Annotated in this window: 12 protein-coding genes and 1 pseudogene; 1 reads left to right on the forward strand and 12 read right to left on the reverse strand. The window is 71.4% G+C overall.

Going from position 1 to position 15,767, the window contains the following annotated elements:
• Positions 1 to 17 precede the first annotated feature (17 nt).
• From O7624_RS05345 to O7624_RS05390, 10 genes and pseudogenes are all read right to left on the reverse strand, one after another.
• Complete coding sequence (locus tag O7624_RS05345) at positions 18 to 1,268, reverse strand: hypothetical protein (protein ID WP_282239159.1); 1,251 nt, start codon at positions 1,266 to 1,268, stop codon at positions 18 to 20.
• Entirely contained in the window at positions 1,265 to 2,167 is a 903-nt protein-coding gene (locus O7624_RS05350; protein ID WP_282239160.1) for a sulfotransferase domain-containing protein, read from the reverse strand. The genes O7624_RS05345 and O7624_RS05350 overlap by 4 nt, the downstream gene beginning before the upstream one ends.
• Before the next feature lie 7 nt (positions 2,168 to 2,174).
• Complete coding sequence (locus O7624_RS05355; protein WP_282239161.1) at positions 2,175 to 3,767, reverse strand: lipopolysaccharide biosynthesis protein; 1,593 nt, start codon at positions 3,765 to 3,767, stop codon at positions 2,175 to 2,177.
• Entirely contained in the window at positions 3,764 to 4,999 is a 1,236-nt protein-coding gene (locus O7624_RS05360; RefSeq protein ID WP_282240546.1) for an O-antigen ligase domain-containing protein, read from the reverse strand. Before O7624_RS05360 ends, O7624_RS05355 begins: the two co-directional genes overlap by 4 nt.
• Positions 5,000 to 5,113: 114 nt before the next feature.
• Positions 5,114 to 6,721 carry a lipopolysaccharide biosynthesis protein gene (locus tag O7624_RS05365; RefSeq protein WP_282239162.1) on the reverse strand — a complete coding sequence of 536 codons (1,608 nt, stop codon included), beginning with the start codon at positions 6,719 to 6,721 and terminating at the stop codon, positions 5,114 to 5,116.
• The gene (locus O7624_RS05370) at positions 6,714 to 7,256 is read right to left on the reverse strand and encodes an acyltransferase (RefSeq protein ID WP_282239163.1); all 543 of its coding nucleotides are present in this window, start codon (positions 7,254 to 7,256) and stop codon (positions 6,714 to 6,716) included. Before O7624_RS05370 ends, O7624_RS05365 begins: the two co-directional genes overlap by 8 nt.
• A 91-nt stretch (positions 7,257 to 7,347) precedes the next feature.
• Positions 7,348 to 9,333 carry a hypothetical protein gene (locus tag O7624_RS05375; protein ID WP_282240547.1) on the reverse strand — a complete coding sequence of 662 codons (1,986 nt, stop codon included), beginning with the start codon at positions 9,331 to 9,333 and terminating at the stop codon, positions 7,348 to 7,350.
• Positions 9,334 to 9,517: 184 nt separating this feature from the next.
• A complete protein-coding gene (locus tag O7624_RS05380) occupies positions 9,518 to 11,227 on the reverse strand; it encodes a glycosyl hydrolase (protein ID WP_093404385.1) in 1,710 nt (569 codons plus the stop codon).
• Between the two features lie 197 nt (positions 11,228 to 11,424).
• Positions 11,425 to 11,514, reverse strand: a pseudogene (locus O7624_RS05385) (XRE family transcriptional regulator); the annotation flags it as partial.
• A 288-nt stretch (positions 11,515 to 11,802) separates the two neighbouring features.
• Positions 11,803 to 12,654 carry a shikimate dehydrogenase gene (locus O7624_RS05390; protein WP_282240548.1) on the reverse strand — a complete coding sequence of 284 codons (852 nt, stop codon included), beginning with the start codon at positions 12,652 to 12,654 and terminating at the stop codon, positions 11,803 to 11,805.
• 117 nt (positions 12,655 to 12,771) lie between these two features.
• Here O7624_RS05390 and O7624_RS05395 point away from each other — a divergent pair, with 117 nt between their 5' ends.
• Positions 12,772 to 14,037: an endo-1,4-beta-xylanase gene (locus tag O7624_RS05395; RefSeq protein ID WP_282239164.1), complete on the forward strand. Its 1,266-nt coding sequence runs from the start codon at positions 12,772 to 12,774 to the stop codon at positions 14,035 to 14,037.
• A 59-nt stretch (positions 14,038 to 14,096) separates the two neighbouring features.
• Here O7624_RS05395 and mltG read toward each other — a convergent pair whose 3' ends face one another.
• Both mltG and ruvX read right to left on the reverse strand, forming a co-directional pair.
• On the reverse strand, positions 14,097 to 15,293 hold the full coding sequence (gene mltG / locus O7624_RS05400) for an endolytic transglycosylase MltG (protein ID WP_093404391.1): 1,197 nt from the start codon (positions 15,291 to 15,293) through the stop codon (positions 14,097 to 14,099).
• Positions 15,290 to 15,751 (reverse strand): Holliday junction resolvase RuvX, encoded by a 462-nt coding sequence (ruvX, locus tag O7624_RS05405; RefSeq protein ID WP_282239165.1) that lies wholly within the window; start codon positions 15,749 to 15,751, stop codon positions 15,290 to 15,292. The genes mltG and ruvX overlap by 4 nt, the downstream gene beginning before the upstream one ends.
• Between the last annotated feature and the right edge of the window lie 16 nt (positions 15,752 to 15,767).

The raw sequence follows: 15,767 nt of genomic DNA on the forward strand, positions 1-15,767 counted from the left end.
TCCGCTTGACGTGTCGGTCAGCTGTGTCGGTTCGAAATGGTGTCCAGCAGGGCGGGATGCAGCGCCGGATTCCAGCCGGCACCGGCGTCCGCCAGCCGCCAGGTCCGCAGCCACATCTCCACCAGGTAGGCATCGGCCACCAGCCGCTGCCGGGCCCGGTCCAGCCCCAGCACGTCGCCGTGCCGGTTGAGCCAGGTGTCGACCTGCCGGGCCGCGTCGGCGGCCGGTTCGCCGCGCGCCACGAGCGCGCGTTGGAACGCGTCGTGGGCCAGGTCGAAGCCGACGGGTACCTCCGGTCCGCTGTGCTCCCAGTCCCAGGCGATGAGGTCCCCCTCGTGCCGGCCGAGGTTCCACGGCACCCAGTCGCCGTGCCAGTGGCCGAACTCGACGGCCACGTCACCGTGCCGGCGAGCCAGGTCGGCGACGGCGGCCGACACACGGTCGCCGACGGTTTCGGCGGCGCGCCGCGCCTGCGCGGTCAGCCGGGCCAGGAACGGTGAGCCGGCCAGTTGCCGGGCCGGCGCCGGTGGGCCGCCCCGCCGGGCCACCGCGAGCAGTGCCGTCAGGTCGGGCGGCGTGTCGACGGACACCCCACGGATCCGCGCCGGCAGCGGTTCGACCACCGCCACCGCCTGCCCGGCCCAGGCGAACTCGGTGAGCAGGCGGGTGGTGCCGGGATGACCGGCTGTCCCGGCCAGCCCGGCGACCTCCCGTAGCGCCGCGGCCTCGGTGGTGACCAGCGCCCGCGTCGCGTCGTTCCAGCCGATTTTCGCGTACCCGCGCGGCTCGCCCCGGCCGTCGAACAGTTGCAGCGTCGGCTTGTGGTTCGGGTCCGGTGGGCGCACCCCGCAGGCGGCGTGCACCGGCGCGCCGAGTTCGGCACCGACCCGCGCGGCGAGCAGCACCTCCGCCGGGTCGAGCCCGACCGGCAGCGCCACGGTCAGCACCGGAAAGGGCGCCCGGTCCACCGCGCCGGCCCGCGCCGCCACACCGAGCACCGCCCGCGCCGCCCGCAGCTTCGCCGGGCGCAGGGCGTTGTACGACAGCAGCGCCGCCGCCGCGACCCGGGGGCAGCCCAACGGCAGCAGGAAGCGGGCCCGAGCCACCGACGGCACCACCGCGTACCGGGCCACGACGGTGTGCCCGGCCGGCGGCTCGGCGTCCACGGTCACCGCGACCCGGGCGTCGGAGAAGACCGCCCGGGTGACCCAGCCCAGCCCGTCGTCGCGGCTGCGGGGGTCGCCCGTGGTGGTGGCCGAGGCGGTCACGCGACCCGGTCCGGCCAGTCGAGCCGCAGTCCCAGCCGCTGCCGCAACGCCTCGTTGTGCGGGCGGTAGTACGCGGTCAGCTCGGCGCGCAGCGCCGGCTCCAGGGGTGCGGACCGACGGTCGTTGTAGACCTTGAAGTTTGGCAGGTCGAACGAGGGGAGGCCGAGGAAGTCCAGGGTGCGCCGGTAGGTGGCCCGGGCGTCGCGGTACAACTCCTCGCTGGGCAGGAAGAGGATCTGGCTACGGTCGAAGCGCTCCAGCCACGGTTGCAGGTGTTCCAGGTACCGACCCCGCGCCCGGTAGGTGTACCAGTCGTAGGGCTCGCTGAAATAGTTCGGTTCGGCGATCAGCCGGTCCCGCTCCCCTGCCGTGCGCTCCGCCTCGGCGGCCAGTGCGGCGGCGAAGTCGAGCGGCTCCACGCCGTTGGTCCGCCGCTCCTTCCAGTGCGAGTAGGCCCGTTCCACCGGGTCGCGTAGCAGCACGATCAGCCGCACCGAGGGCATCAGCGCGGACACCCGCTCGGCGGCCAGCGGGTGGAACATGTACAGCGGGGCGGCCTCACCGACGCGAACCGGACCGCCGTGGCGGTTCTCCAGCGCCTCCCGCTGCCGCAGGGTCGGGAAGTGCGAGCGGTACCACGCCTCGCCGCGGTGCCAGTGTTCCTCGAAGTAGTGCGAGGACTTCGTGTTCCAGGCCGGGAAGAGCCGGGGCACCAACGGATGCTGGATCAGGTAGTTCCACAGCGAGGTGGTGCCGCCGCGCTTGGTGCCGATGATGAGGAAGTCCGGTAACGGCCGGCGGTCGCTGGTGCGTACCCCGTAGTCGACGAGGCTTTCCCGTACCCGGTTCGTCACCTGGGTCGGCACCAACTGCTTCACCCGGTCGCGAATGGACGACACGACGAACTCACCTGCCCTTCGACGTCCGTGGCGGGTCGCCGGCCGGCGACCCGCCACGGATCTGCACCATGGTCACCCGGATGCCGCGTCGCACCCGGGACAACGTCAACAAGCCGACGCAGACGATGGCGAGCGTCGCCACCGCAAGCACCAGTCCGGCGATGCCTCGGCCGGCCACCGCCAGCCCGGCCACCGCCGCCAGCCCGACCCCGGCCACTGTGGCCGCCGCCGAGGCCAGCATCCGGGCGTCCACCAGGGGCTGGCGCACCACCAGCCGGGCGAAGGTGGCCGCGCAGAGGTTCTCGGTCACGATGCCGGCGGCCCAGGCCACCGCCGCGCCGGTCGCCCCGTGGTCGGGGATCAGCGCAAGCCCGCCGCCGACGGTGACCAGCAGCCCGGCCAGCGCCGCGGCCAGGTGCAGGCCGCTGCGCCCGCCCATCAGCAGCAGGCTCTGCACATTGCCGACCCCGGTGTTGACGAGCATCGCCACGGCGAGCACCGTCATCGCGGCGGCGCCGGTGGTGAACTCCGGGCCGAAGAGCGCCAGGAAGGCCGGTGCGAAGACGGCGAGCAGCAGGTACACCGGCCAGGAGAGGACCAGCCCCCAGCTGGTCAGCTGCCGGTGCACAGCTGCGGCGGCGGCCCGCTCACCCCGGCCGAGCAGCCGCGACAGCTGCGGGGCGACGGCCACCCGCAGCCCCTGCATGGCGAGTTGGCCGGCGAGGACGTAACGGCCGACGGCACCGAAGACACCGGCGTCGGCCGGGCTGGCCAGGGCCGAGGTGAGCAGCACGCCGATCCACATGCTGCCCGCGTCGATCGCCGCCGACGCGGCGCGCGGCAGCGCGAACCGCCAGAACGTGGACCAGTCACCGCGCTGCGGGCGCAGCCGGGCCCCCGCGCCGATCCCGAGCGGCCCGGCGACCAGGATCAGGCAGACCAGCAGCGCCACGGCGGCGGGCACCAGCCAGCCGGTCATCCCGGCCAGCAGCCCGCCACCGGCGAGTACCGCCGCACCGACCAGCAGCGGACGGGCGATCGGCAGCAGCAGGAACTGCACCGAGACGTAGGACCGCATCGAGCGTACGCAGCGCACGACGGCCAGCAGCAGGTTCATCGCGACCACCACGGGTACCGCCGCGAAGGTCACCACCAGCAGCGGCCCGCCCGCCGGGCCCAGCAGTCGGCCGGCGAGCGGCCCGGCGACAACCGCGCCACCCACCGCGACCAGCACGGCGAACAGCAGCGGTGGGGTCAGGGCGACCGGCAGCACCCGGGCACCGTCGCCGGGCCGTCGCCGGGGCAACGCCCAGATCAGACCGGTCTCCGCGCCGAGGGTGCAGATCGCGGCGGCGACCGTCACCACGCCGATCGCGGCGAAGAACGCCCCTGCCCCGGTGGTGCCGTAGCCACGGGTGATGACCACCGCGAGCACGAAACCGAACAGCCCGCTGGTCGCCGCGCCGAGCAGCCCGGCGACGCCGCTGCGGGTGCTGCGCCGGGTTTCGGCCGCGCCGTCCACCGCCCCCGCCGCAGGGGCGAGGGTGCTCGGCGTACGCCCGGGTCCGTCGCCCGTCGGTGGGCTGGTGGTCGCCGTCATGCCCGCATCACCGCCGTCGGCCGCGGCATCCCGACCGGCGGGGTACGGCGTTCCCGTTCGGCGAGTGCGAGCGCGAAGGCCACCGCGAAGAAGGCCACCGCGAGGTTCTGGTTGGCCATCCCGTAGAAGGGGACCTGCACCAGGCAGATCACCGGGACGACGGAGAGCCACTGCCCGGCCGCCGAGGTGGCCCGGGCGCAGATCAGCGCGGCGGCGACGAACCAGGCCAGGAAGCACAGCAGAGCCGGTACGCCGTGACTGAACAGCACCATCCACAACTGCCCCTGGGTGCCGATCGGCGCGTCGGCGGTGACGGTGTCCACCTCCATCGGCGCGCCGTAGCCCAGCCACGGCGAGTCACCCACCCGACGCAGCACCTCGGCGTAGAGCGACAGCCGGTCGGTGTTTGTGTCGCTGGATTCGACCCGATTACCGATCAGCTCGGCGACCGGGATGAACAGGCTGGCGAGGCCACCGAGCACCACCATGCCGCCGATCGAGGCGGCCACCCGGGTGTTGCCGCGCAGCGCCGCCCGCACCCCTAGCACGGCCAGGCCCAAACCGAGGCTGAGGAACATCGCCCGGTTGAGCGTGAGGAACGCCGGGACCAGCGACACCGGCAGCGACGCCAGCAACGCCCAGCGCAGCAGGCCACGCCGACGCAACATGGTGTACGCGACAACGCACGGCAACGTCATCGCGTACGCGCTGCCGTAGTTGTTCGTGTACGCGTACGGGGCCGCCGGCCGGTAGATCGGGTTGAGTGACCGGGCGCTGTATTCCGCGGTGGTCAAATGGACCATGTCGCTGATGAACGGCACCCCGGACACGCCCGGCGGCAGCAGCGCCTCGACCGGGGTGGTCAGTTCCAGGCGTGGCACCAGCACACCGAGCCACCCCAGCGCGACAAGTCCGAACCAGAACGCGCACAGCGGCACCAGCACGGCAGCCTGGTCGGGTCGCTCCCGGGCTACGGTGTAGACGTAGACCGCGACGACCAGCGCGGTGAGGTAGAACGCCAGCCGCAGCACGAAGGTCGGCAGCGAGGTCGGGGACGCCAGCCGGGTCGCGCTGGCCACCACGAGTGCCAGGAACAGCAGCCAGATCCCCACGGCGGGCGGCAGCGGCACCCGCCCCCGGGTGGCCAGCAGGGTGAACAGCACGGCACCCAGCAGCGGCCAGCCGAGGTAGAAGGCGCCGGCCACCCACCAGAGCGGGACCAGCCCGAACATCGCGGCCAACGGCCACAGCGGCAGTCGGGGCGGCGCGGCGGGCGGGGGCGGGGCGGCGGCGCTGGCCGGTAGGGGCGGCTCGGTGGTCGCCGGGGCGCGGGTGACCGGCACGCCTCAGCTCCGCCCGCTGCGGCACAGCACGAACCCGAGCGGGTTGACCCCGGCCGCCCGCAGCCGCTCGGCGAGCCGGCGCAGGTCGGCCTGGCGGGTGCGGTCCCGTTCGACGACGACCACGGCGGTGCCCTGCCGGGCCACCGCCACGCCCCGCTCGTCGGCCTCGGCGGGCGGGGCGTTGTAGAGCACGAGACGCTGGTCGGCGCCCTGCCGCCAGGTGCCGAACCGCACGGTGCCGGCGCCCACCACCACCTGCTCGTCGCCGCTCACCCGCCCGTTGTCGGTACGGCTGCTGGTCTTGGCGACCCGGGGCAGGGTGAGGGTGGCCTCCGGGTCGGTCGAGGCTCGGGCGCCGATCGGATGTGGGGAGGGACGTCGGGTGATGACCTCGGTGGGACCGTCGTCGGTGTCGATGTCGGTTGGGGCGGTGCGGGGTTTGGGCACGGCGGGTCGGGTCGGGTCGATGGCCGCGGGCAACCGGCCCCGGTCGGTGAGCACCGTGGACCGCAGCCGGTCGAGCCGGCCGCTGTCGTCGGCCACGAACACCTCCCGCCCGGCCACGGCGAGGGCTACCGCGAGCCCGGCGGTGATCGCGGTGGCGTCCTCCCGGGCGGTCACCACGGCGACCCGGGCGGGCTCGCGTACCCGCTCGGCGACGGCCATCGCCACGTAGCGGATGTCGGCGTCGACCGCCCGGCCACGTAGCCGGGCGCGACGGACGGTGCCCAGCAGCGGCAGGCCGGTGCTGTCCCGCGCATCGGCCACGCTGCGAATGCGCCGGTCGGCCGACTCCCACAGGAAGGCGAGCACCAGACCGATCACCGTCCCACCGAGCAGCCCACCGGCGAGCAGCATCGACGAGCTGCCGGCGGTGGTGGCCAACGCCTGCTCGGCGCTGCGGGTGACCCAGCCCGGATTCACGTCGACCGCCGCGATCTCCGTCCGGGCGGAGCTGAGCTGGGTGAGCTGGTTGTTGATGCCGCCGAGTTCGGCGACGGCGGCTTCGGCGGCGGCAGCGTCCCGGGCGTTGTTGATCCGGCGCTGCACGGTGTTGCGCTGGGCGACGATCTTCTCGATGCTCTCGTCGTACGAGTTCAGCATCTCCTCGCGCTGCTTCTCGTACATCCCGCGCCGGATGTCCAGGTAGCTCTGCGCGGCCAGGTTGGCGCCCGCCACCGCCCGTTCGGCGTCGCCGGCCTGGTAGATGAAGCGCAGGATCTGGCCACCGGCGGGCACCTCGACCTCAAGGGCGTCGCGTACCGTGCGCTGGTCCGAATCGAAGGTCGCGGCCAGCTTCCCGACGACCTCCGTGCCGGTGGCGATCCCGCTCTCCACGTTCATGTTCACCGCCCGGTCGGCGGCGGCGCCGCTGGGCGTGAAGGCGTCGGTGACCACCGGCCGCACCGCCACCACCGCGCTCGCCGTCACCGAGGCCGGTGCCACCAGCACGTAGCCGACCGCGGCGAGCAGTCCACCGAGGGCCACCGCCGCGACCAACCGGATCCGGTGCAGCGGCACCCGCACCACGTCGGTGATGGTGACGCTGCGGGAGGTCGACGCGGTGGTTGGGCCGTCTCCGGTCCAGGCGTTGGGCGTGGCATCAGTCATGGAACTTCTTCGCTATCTGTTGTGGATTGCCGATCACCACGACCCCGGGCGGGACGTCGGCGCGGACCACCGTCGCGGCACCCACGACGCTGTCCCGGCCGATCCGCACCCCCTTCATCACCAACGCGTGCGCACCGATCCACACGTTGTCCTCGACGGTGATCGGCGCTCGGGTGGCCGCTGTGGGCGGGTCGTGACGGCGATCGGGGGCCAGGTTGTGGAAGTCGTTGTCGAGCAGTTCGCAGTCCGACAGCAGGCACCGGTCGCCGATGGTCACCGAGGTCCAGGTGCCGATCCAGGTCGCGTTGAGCAGACAGTCGACGCCGACGCGTACCTCACCGGGCCCGGCGAAGCGGACCAACTTGTTCAGGCGGGTGTGCGCACCGATGCTGACCCGCACCCCGCGACGCAGCCGGATCCGGCCACGGATCTCCACCCCCGCGCCCAGTTGCAGGCGCGGGTAGCGCAGCCGGTACCAGCCACGCTTGACCGCGAAGACGGTACGCACGACGAGTCCACGTCGGATGCTGGACAACGAGCCTCCCCACTTCCTCGGGTCGGCGCGGGTTGCCCCGCGCCGACCCGAGGTGAACAAACTACCGAGGATTCGTTACGAACGGTGAACGCTAGGGCACCGAAAAGAACATCGACGCGGTCGACCAGGTCAGCTCCGGCGTGGCTTCCGCGATGAGCGTCGACGCGGTGCCGTCGACCGCGGCGGTCGGCGCCAGGGTCGGATCGAACGGCACGCTACGCAGCGAGCCGTTTGTCGCCCCGTAGACGATCTTTCCGTCCACCCAGGCCATGCCACGTACCGCCGACCAGGTCACGCCCGTGCTGGGCAGGACGAACTCGGTGGCACCCAGGTAGCTGCCGTCGATCTCGAAGTAGCGGTAGTAGAGGTTGTTGGCACCGCTGCGGGTGTAGTACAGCCGGCCGTCGAGGTAGAACGCTCCGGTCAACAGGGCCGGGTTGTACCAGTCGTTGTAGCCGGACGCCTCCCAGGAACCACCGATCGTGTTGCCGTTGAACAGCGAGACGTCGATCCGGCTGCCGGTCGGTGTGCCGGAAACCACGTGGGACCAGTAGATCCGGTCGTCGACCAGCCAGGTCGCGCCCGCGTCGGTGTAGTTCGGCTGGCTGACGACGGTGGCGTTGGCGGCGTCGAGGGTGCTGCCGTCGAACGGTACCTTCGCCACCTCACCGGGGCCGACGTTCAGGTGGAGGTGCCCGCTGCTCCCGGTGGGCGGGTTCTTCGGGATGATCGTGCGCCCACCGCTGATCGGGAACACACCGAGCCGGCCGTGGTACTCGTTGCCCATGCCGTCCGAGTTGTGTCCGAAGTAGAGGCCGGCGCTGCCGCGCCACAGCACCGGCACCGCGGATCCCCACGAGCTGGCGCCGGAGGGCAGGTCGGAGCCGCCGCTGCGGCGCGGGTTCCAGTTCACCGGCATGCCGGTGGCGGGGGTGACCGCGGCGATGCCCAGCCGGTCGATGGCGCCGTTGCCGGCCCGGTCGCTGGCGTTCGGGTTGTTCAGCCAGCGGAAGTGCCCGCCGAGGTAGATGATGTTGTCGGCCACCTCGACCGAGGTGATGGTGTCGTTACCGGTGAAGTTCACCCAGGTGGCGACCTGGCTGGGGCCCCGGTGGGCGGTCTCGAAACGGACCAGGGCGTCGCAGTAGGCGCTCGGCCAGCCCGACCCGCCGTTGGTGCCGACGACGAACCAGGTGCCGTCGCCACCGAAGCGTACGTCCTGCACGTAGTGCACGAATGTCGCCGGGTTGGCGCACGGCGCGACGAACCGCTCCGAGCTCCAGTCGATGACGCTGGGCGTGCCCGTGAGGTCGACCAGCGCGATCTGGTTACGCGGCAGGTCGTTGACGTAGAGGAAGTTGCCGCCGACGACGAGGGTGCCGCCGTCCGGGGAGACGTCGATGGTCCAGGCGTACATGCTGGTGCCGTGCCGGCCGACGCTGGTGTTGATGTCGAAGGTCGCGTCGATCTCGCCGGTCGTCGCGTCCAGCCGGCCCAGCCCGGAGTGCGCGGTGCCGTTGAGCCAGTTGAAGGCCCCGGCCACGTAGAGCCAGTTGCCGTGCAGCACCAGGTCACGCACGGTGCCGCCGTCGGAGCGACCGGCCCAGCTGTCGATGATCATCCCGGTGGACGGTTCGAGTGCCACCAGGTTCTTGCGGGACACGCCGTTGACGTTCTTGAAGGCCCCGCCGACGATCAGGGTGCCGCCCGGGCCGGCGATGAGCGAGTTGACCGCGCCGTCGAGCACCGGCAGGAAGGCCGTCGAGATCGTCCCGGTGGTGCGGTCGTACGCGAAGAGATAGCTGCGGGAGATCCAGGCCGAACTGGCCGTCTGACGGATCTGCGTGAAACTGCCCCCGACGTAGACCGTGTTGCCGATCTCGGCGAAGGCGCGAGCCTCACCGTTGCGGGCGTGCGGAGTCTGGTCGGCCGGATCGGTCGAGACCAGAGTGGCCGGCTCGGGTACCGGTACCACGGCTGCGGCCGCTGCGGTGGGCACGGAAAACACGGCCGCGACGGTCACCAACGCGACGGCCGCGGCCGGGAGTCGAAGCCGACGGGTGGAACGCCACGACAAGGAGTATCTGGGCACGCTGCGCCTCCAGAGTGGACGAGAATGCACGTAGCGTGCCCGGTCCACGCTGGAGGGCGGCATCCGCCGATTGGGCGGAGGGTGGATCAGGAAACGGACAACCTCAGCGACGGTCGGATTTCCGACAGTCGCTGCGGCGGCCCGCTTCCGCGGCTCAGCTCACCTTGGCTCAGCGGCTCCCTCCCGTCGGTTGCCGCAGGTAGCTGTCCCGTCCTGCGGCGGCGAATCCGGCCACCGCCGCCGCGTTCTGATTCATCATCATGTTGCAGGTGCTCGTGGTCTTCGTCATGCCGGCCGAGTTGAAGTAGACCGCTGCCTTGATCTTCGGATGGGCCTTCAGCGCCGCCGGGAACTCCTCGAACCAGCGTCGCTTCGCGTTCGGATCCGCGGCGTTCATGTTGGTGCCGAACTCGGCCAGCATCCGGGGCTTGCCCGCGCCGATGCCGTTCTGGTCGAGCCACCGGTAGAAGGAGCCGATGGTGGTGCTGGGGCTCTTCCAGACGGTGCTGCCGTTGCAGACGTGGAAGTTGTACGGGTCCCAGGCCACCCAGTCGACGTAGCGGTCACCGGGATAGAGCCCGGCGTACCTGTCGTAGTGACCGGACCAGCCCATCATCGTCCACACCCAGACGGCGTTGTCCGCCTTGGCGTCGGCGAACCGGTCGTGCACGTACCGCCAGGCCCGGACGAAGTCCGCGTCGCTGCCCTTGGCCGGCTCGTCCTCCGGCTCGTGGTCGAACCCGATGAAGACCGGCTGGCCGATCGCCCGGATCCGTCCGGCGACCGCGTCGATCGTCGCGTCGTAGCGCCCGCTGTAGACGTCCTTCCAGGTCAGCACCGTACCCGAGGAGAAGATCCGACTCTCCCAGGCGAAGAACATGAGCCTTCCCTCGCGCATCTGTTGCTGCTGGAACTCGTCGGGGAAGGCGCCGTTGCTGCCGGTGTTGGAGAAGTCGTGATAGCGGTGGACGATGTCGAACTTCCGCCCGACCTGCTTCTCCACGTCACTGACGGCCTTGCCGTGATCCCATCCGGCGGCGGCGTTCGTCGGCGAGTACATCCCCCACCAGGCACCGCAGCCGGGGACCAGCTTCGCCGAGACCGTTCCGCACTTGCCCGACTCCGGTGGCGGCGGTGTGGTGGTGGGGCTGGGCCGGGCGGGCGACGGGCTCACGCTGGGCGAGACGGTCGGCGAGGCCGGAGGACGGCTGGCGGTGACCGTCGGCGAGGGCGCGACGCTGGGTGAGGCCGACGGCGGCCGGATACCCACGCCGTCGTAGCTGATCGTCAGGCTCGGCCGCAGATCGGGGTTACGGTTCTCGCCGGAAGCCCAGTAGATCCGGGTGTCCAACCCGGCCTGCGCCAGCGACAGGGTCCAGATGCCGTTACCGGTGACCAGGCCCGAGACATCCCACTCGTTGAAGCCCTTGGCGACGCCGGTGACCGTGTCCAGCGCCGCGCCCAGCGGCGTCGGCATCGGACGGGCCGCGCGGGCGTCGAGTCGGGACTCGTGCGCGGTGACCGTCGCCTGGAACTTCTGCCAGGCGTGTACGCGCAGCGTGGCCCGTACGTTCATCGCGTTCGCCGGCAGCTTGGTGACCAGGAAGGTCAGCACCGCCTCGCGGGCGCCACGCGGGTTGCCGTCGCAGGGCGCGGGACACGTCGCGAGCGTGGTCTTGACGCTGTTGTCACCGTCCTGCGGCACCGCCGTGGCGGTGGTGTCGGCCACCACCGCGATCGACAGGCCGTCATCGGCGAGCAGCGGCACCATGGTCGCGCCGAGCCCTAGCACCACAGTGGTGCCGATGACGCCGAGCATCACGGCCTTACGCCGGCCGCCACGACGCGGGATCATGCGGTGCAGTCCGCGACTGGTCACGGATACTCCTCGTGTCTTCGACGATAACGCTGAGCAGCGTATCCGCGTACACAACGGAGCGTGCGAATGACGGCAGGACCTAAGCGCGTCTTAAAACTCACCTAAGACACTCCTACGCCTCCCCACCCCACCCCACCCCCGCCCCGCCCCCACCTCACCCGACTCCATTGATCATGAAGTTCACGGCGGGTTGCCGGTCGGCGCAGCACCATCACGTCGCTCACCGCCACCAGCGGCACCGGCACGTCGCGGGTGAGGATCGCCTGCCGGTCCAGCCGGGAGGCCACCCACCGCCACCAGCACACGAGATCTTGGAACGTTTCCGTTATTCGCTAACGGATTCTGTCCAAGATCTCGGCAGATCGCCCCGGCGGCCGGGAGCGGACCGCGGGGCGAGCGGTGCCGGCGGTGCCGGCGGCTGGCGGGCGGCGCCGGCGAGCGGGCGGTGGGGCGAGCGGCGATCGGAGCGGGGCGGCTGGGCGGGCGGCGGCTCGCGGGCGGCGAGGGTTCCGGCACGCCTCGCCGCGTTGGGTACCGTCACCTTGAGCCGGAGAAGGCCGCCGGCCGGCGGGAGATCAGGTACCGGCGCGGGTGGCGGCGGTGAGGGCGGCGGCCATTGCCGAGCGGGGGGCGGGTGCGCCGGTGAACTGCTCGAACTGGCCGATCGCCTGGGCCAGCAGCAGGTCGAGGCCGGAGACGATCCGGCAGCCGGCGGCTTCGGCGGCGGCGGCCAGCGGGGTCGGCCACGGGTCGTAGATCGCGTCGAAGACCACCGTGCCGGCTCGCCAGGGCACCCTGCCGGCAAGTTCGTCGGCGGCCCCCTTCGGCACCGTGGAGATCAGCACATCGACACCGGCCAGCCCCGAAGCCTCGGACCACGCCGCCGCCGGCCACGGTGCGCCGATCATCGTCACGCCGAGCGCCGCCGCGACCGGTTCCAGTTCGGCGAGCGCCGCCGGGCGGCGGGCGATCACGGTCACTGCGGCCGCGTGCAGCCGGGCCGCCGCCGCGAGGGCCGCCCGGGCGGTACCGCCCGCGCCGAGCACGGTGACGGTGGCGCCGGGGCGTACGCCCGCCTCGGTCAGCACCTCGACCATGCCGCTGACGTCGGTGTTGTCGGCGTACCAGGTGCCGTCGGGTCGGCGTACCAACGTGTTGGCCGCACCCACGGCGGCGGCGACCGGCGAGACCTCGGCGGCCACCGCGAGCGCCGCCTCCTTGCCCGGCATGGTCACCGACAGCCCGGCCCACTCCGGGCCCAGGCCGGTGACCAGGGCCGGCAGCTCCGCCGCCGCGCACTCGATCCGGGTGTACGACCACCCGGTCAACCCGGCGGCGGCGTACCCGGCATTGTGGATCACCGGGGAGAGCGAATGGGCGATCGGTTTGCCCAGCACCGCCGCCCGGTGCGCCGCTGGCCCGTGCACCGACGCCTCGGGCACCGATGCTGCACCCCCCGACGCCGCAGGCGCTGACGCGACGCTCCCTGACTCAGCCACGATCGCTCCTCAGCAGCATGCACACCTGTCGCCTAACATCCAACAATGTCTGACAGCAGTCTGCGGCACCGCAAGGGCGAGATCACCCTCACCGTCCGAGGCGCCGACCGGCAGCCGCTCGCCGACCAGGCGGTGACGGTCGCCCAGGACCGGCACTCGTTCGCCTTCGGCAACATCGGTTTCGACTTCGTCAACCTGGTGGGCGGGCCCGGCCCGACGGGAACCACGGACGTCGAGAGCTTCGGCGGGACCGACCACCTGGATCTGGACCGGCTGGGTGAGCTGTGGCTGAACCTGTTCAACACCGCGACCCTGCCGTTCTACTGGGGTCGCTACGAGCCCCGGCGTGGCGCGCCCGACACCGAACGTCTCACCGCCACGGCACGGTGGCTGGCCGAACGGGGCGTCGCCGTCAAGGGCCATCCGCTGGTCTGGCACACCGTGCAGCCGTCGTGGCTGCTCGGTCTGGACCTCGACGAGGTCGAAGGGCTGCTGCGGGCCCGCGTCCGCGATCTGGCCGGTGGATTCGCCGGCCTCATCGACACCTGGGACGCGATTAACGAGGCGGTCATCATGCCCGTCTTCGACAACGGCGACAACGCCATCACCCCGCTGGCTCGGGCGCGCGGACGCATCCACCTGGTGCGGTTGGCGTTCGAGGAGGCCCGGGCGGCCAACCCGGCGGCCACCCTGGTGCTCAACGACTTCGACCTCAGCTCGGCGTACGAATGCCTCATCGAGGGCGTTCTCGAAGCCGGTGTCCGCATCGACGCGATCGGCTTGCAGACCCATATGCACCAGGGCTACCGGGGCGAGGAGTACATGCAGCAGATGCTCGACCGGTTCGCCCGGTACGGGCTGCCACTGCACCTGACCGAGACCACCCTGGTCTCCGGGCACCTGATGCCGCCCGAGATCGAGGACCTGAACGACTACCAGATCCCGCACTGGCCCAGCACGCCGGAGGGTGAGGCGCGGCAGGCCGAGGAGATCGTCCGGCACTACCGTTCGCTGCTCGCCCACCCGGCGGTCCAGTCGATCAACTACTGGGGGCTCACCGACCGGGGTGCGTGGCTCGGCGCGCCCGCCGGACTGGTCCGCGCCGACGGCAGCCCGAAGCCGGCGTACGACGCGCTGGCAGCGCTGGTCAAGGGCGAGTGGTGGCTGCCGCCGACGGACCTGCGCACCGGAGCGGACGGCACCGTAACCGTCGAGGGCTTCCTCGGCGACTACACCGTCTCCGTCGGGGACCGCACCGCACGCTTCACCATCGACGCCACCGACACCACGACCACCCTCGACCTGGCCTGAACGCCGGGTCGCTACGTCGGTGACCGGGTCTTCACCCGGTCACCGTGTCTCAGCAGCGATCAGATGATGCCGGCCTCCCGGGCCTTGGCCTCGTTCTTCAGGTGGTCGTCGTAGGTCTCCGCGAAGGCGGAGTTGCCCTCCTTGTCGACGGCCACGAAGAACAGCCAGTCGCCGACCGGCGGATCCATCGCCCCCTCAAGGGCTTCCTTGCCGGGGTTGTTGATCGGCGTGGGGATCATGCCGCGTAGCTTGCGGTTGTACGGATTGTCCGGATTGTCCAGGTCGCTCTGGGTCATCTGGCCGGACGTCTTCGTCTTCTGCCCCGTCAACTCCAGGTAGTAGTTGACGGTGACGTCCATCTCCAGGCAGCCACAGTCGAAGTTGCCCCGGTACACCCGGTTGTAGGCGACCCGGGCGACCTTGCCGAGGTCCTTCTTGGTGCCAGCCTCTGCCTGAGCCAGCGAAGCCACGATCAGCGCCTCGTACGGGGAGATCCCGCCGCGCTCCTCCTGCACCCGGTCGGCGAACTCCATCTCGCCGGTGACGGTGAGGAAGTGGTCGACCATCTGGCCGAGGATGGCCTCGGCGGTGGCGTCCGGCGGGATCTCGTAGGTGTCCGGGAAGAGGAAGCCCTCGATCGACTTCTTCGGCTTCTTGCCGTCCTCCCGCTTGAACCACCAGTCCGGTACGCCGAGCTTCTCCGGGTCCTTCGCGGCGGTCTCGAACTCCTTCACCGGAATTTCGGTGTGATCGCTGAGCAGCTTGAAGATGCTCTTCGCGGTCCGCCCCTCGGGAATGGTGAGCCCGTTGACCACCCGGTTCTTCGGGTCGAGCATCGCGGCCAGGGCCAGCTCACCGCTCATCTGCTTGCGCAGCTTGTAGGTCCCGGGTTGGACGTTGCGGCTGCGGGAGTTCTCGTCGGCCGCCTCGATGAACGCCTTGGTGCTCTTGATCACACCGGCGTCGTACAGCGCCACGGCCATGTCGGCGAGGAACGCGCCCTGCGGAATCTGGACGGTCACCTCCTCGGTGCCGCCGCCGTCGTAGTCGGGCGTGACGAAGTAGCTCTGGATCCGGTCGAAGCCGTAGAAGGCGCCCCCGCCGATGCTGCCGAGCAGCACGACGGCCAGCAGCAGGGCCAGAACGGTCTTGCCCCGCCCACCACCGGACCGGCCGCCCTTACGGCGGCCACGGCGGTGCTTGCCCTTCTCCCCCCGCTCCTGCTCGTCGAACCCGAGGTCCAGCTCGTCCATCATTGCGTCCGCCTCCGCTGCGCATCCAGCCAGCTCTGCAGAATTTCCACGGCGGCGGCCTGGTCGACCACCGCCCGTTGTCTCTTCCCCCGGACACCACGCTCGGCAAGCCTACGGCTCGCCACGACCGTGGACATCCTCTCGTCGGTGAGCGTCACCGGGACCGGAGTTATCACATCGGCCAGTTGTCGAGCGTACGCCTTCACGTGCTCCGCCGCCGGGCCATGTTTGCCGGCCAGATTGACCGGAAGGCCCACCACCACCTCGACTGCCTCATGTTCGGCGACCAGCGCGGCGAGTTCGGTGACGTCCGACGGCACCGCATCTGACCTGGGGTTCTGCTCCCGCGCGAGGGTGAGCAGCGGGGTGGCCAGAACCCCGTGCGGATCGGACCGGGAGACCCCGATCCGGACCTGCCCGACGTCCACGCCGAGCCGTACCCCACGGGGCGAGTCGCTCACGCCGCGTCACCTCCCC

This window comes from Verrucosispora sp. WMMD1129 (assembly GCF_029581255.1).
Taxonomy (GTDB): Bacteria; Actinomycetota; Actinomycetes; order Mycobacteriales; family Micromonosporaceae; genus Micromonospora; species Micromonospora sediminimaris.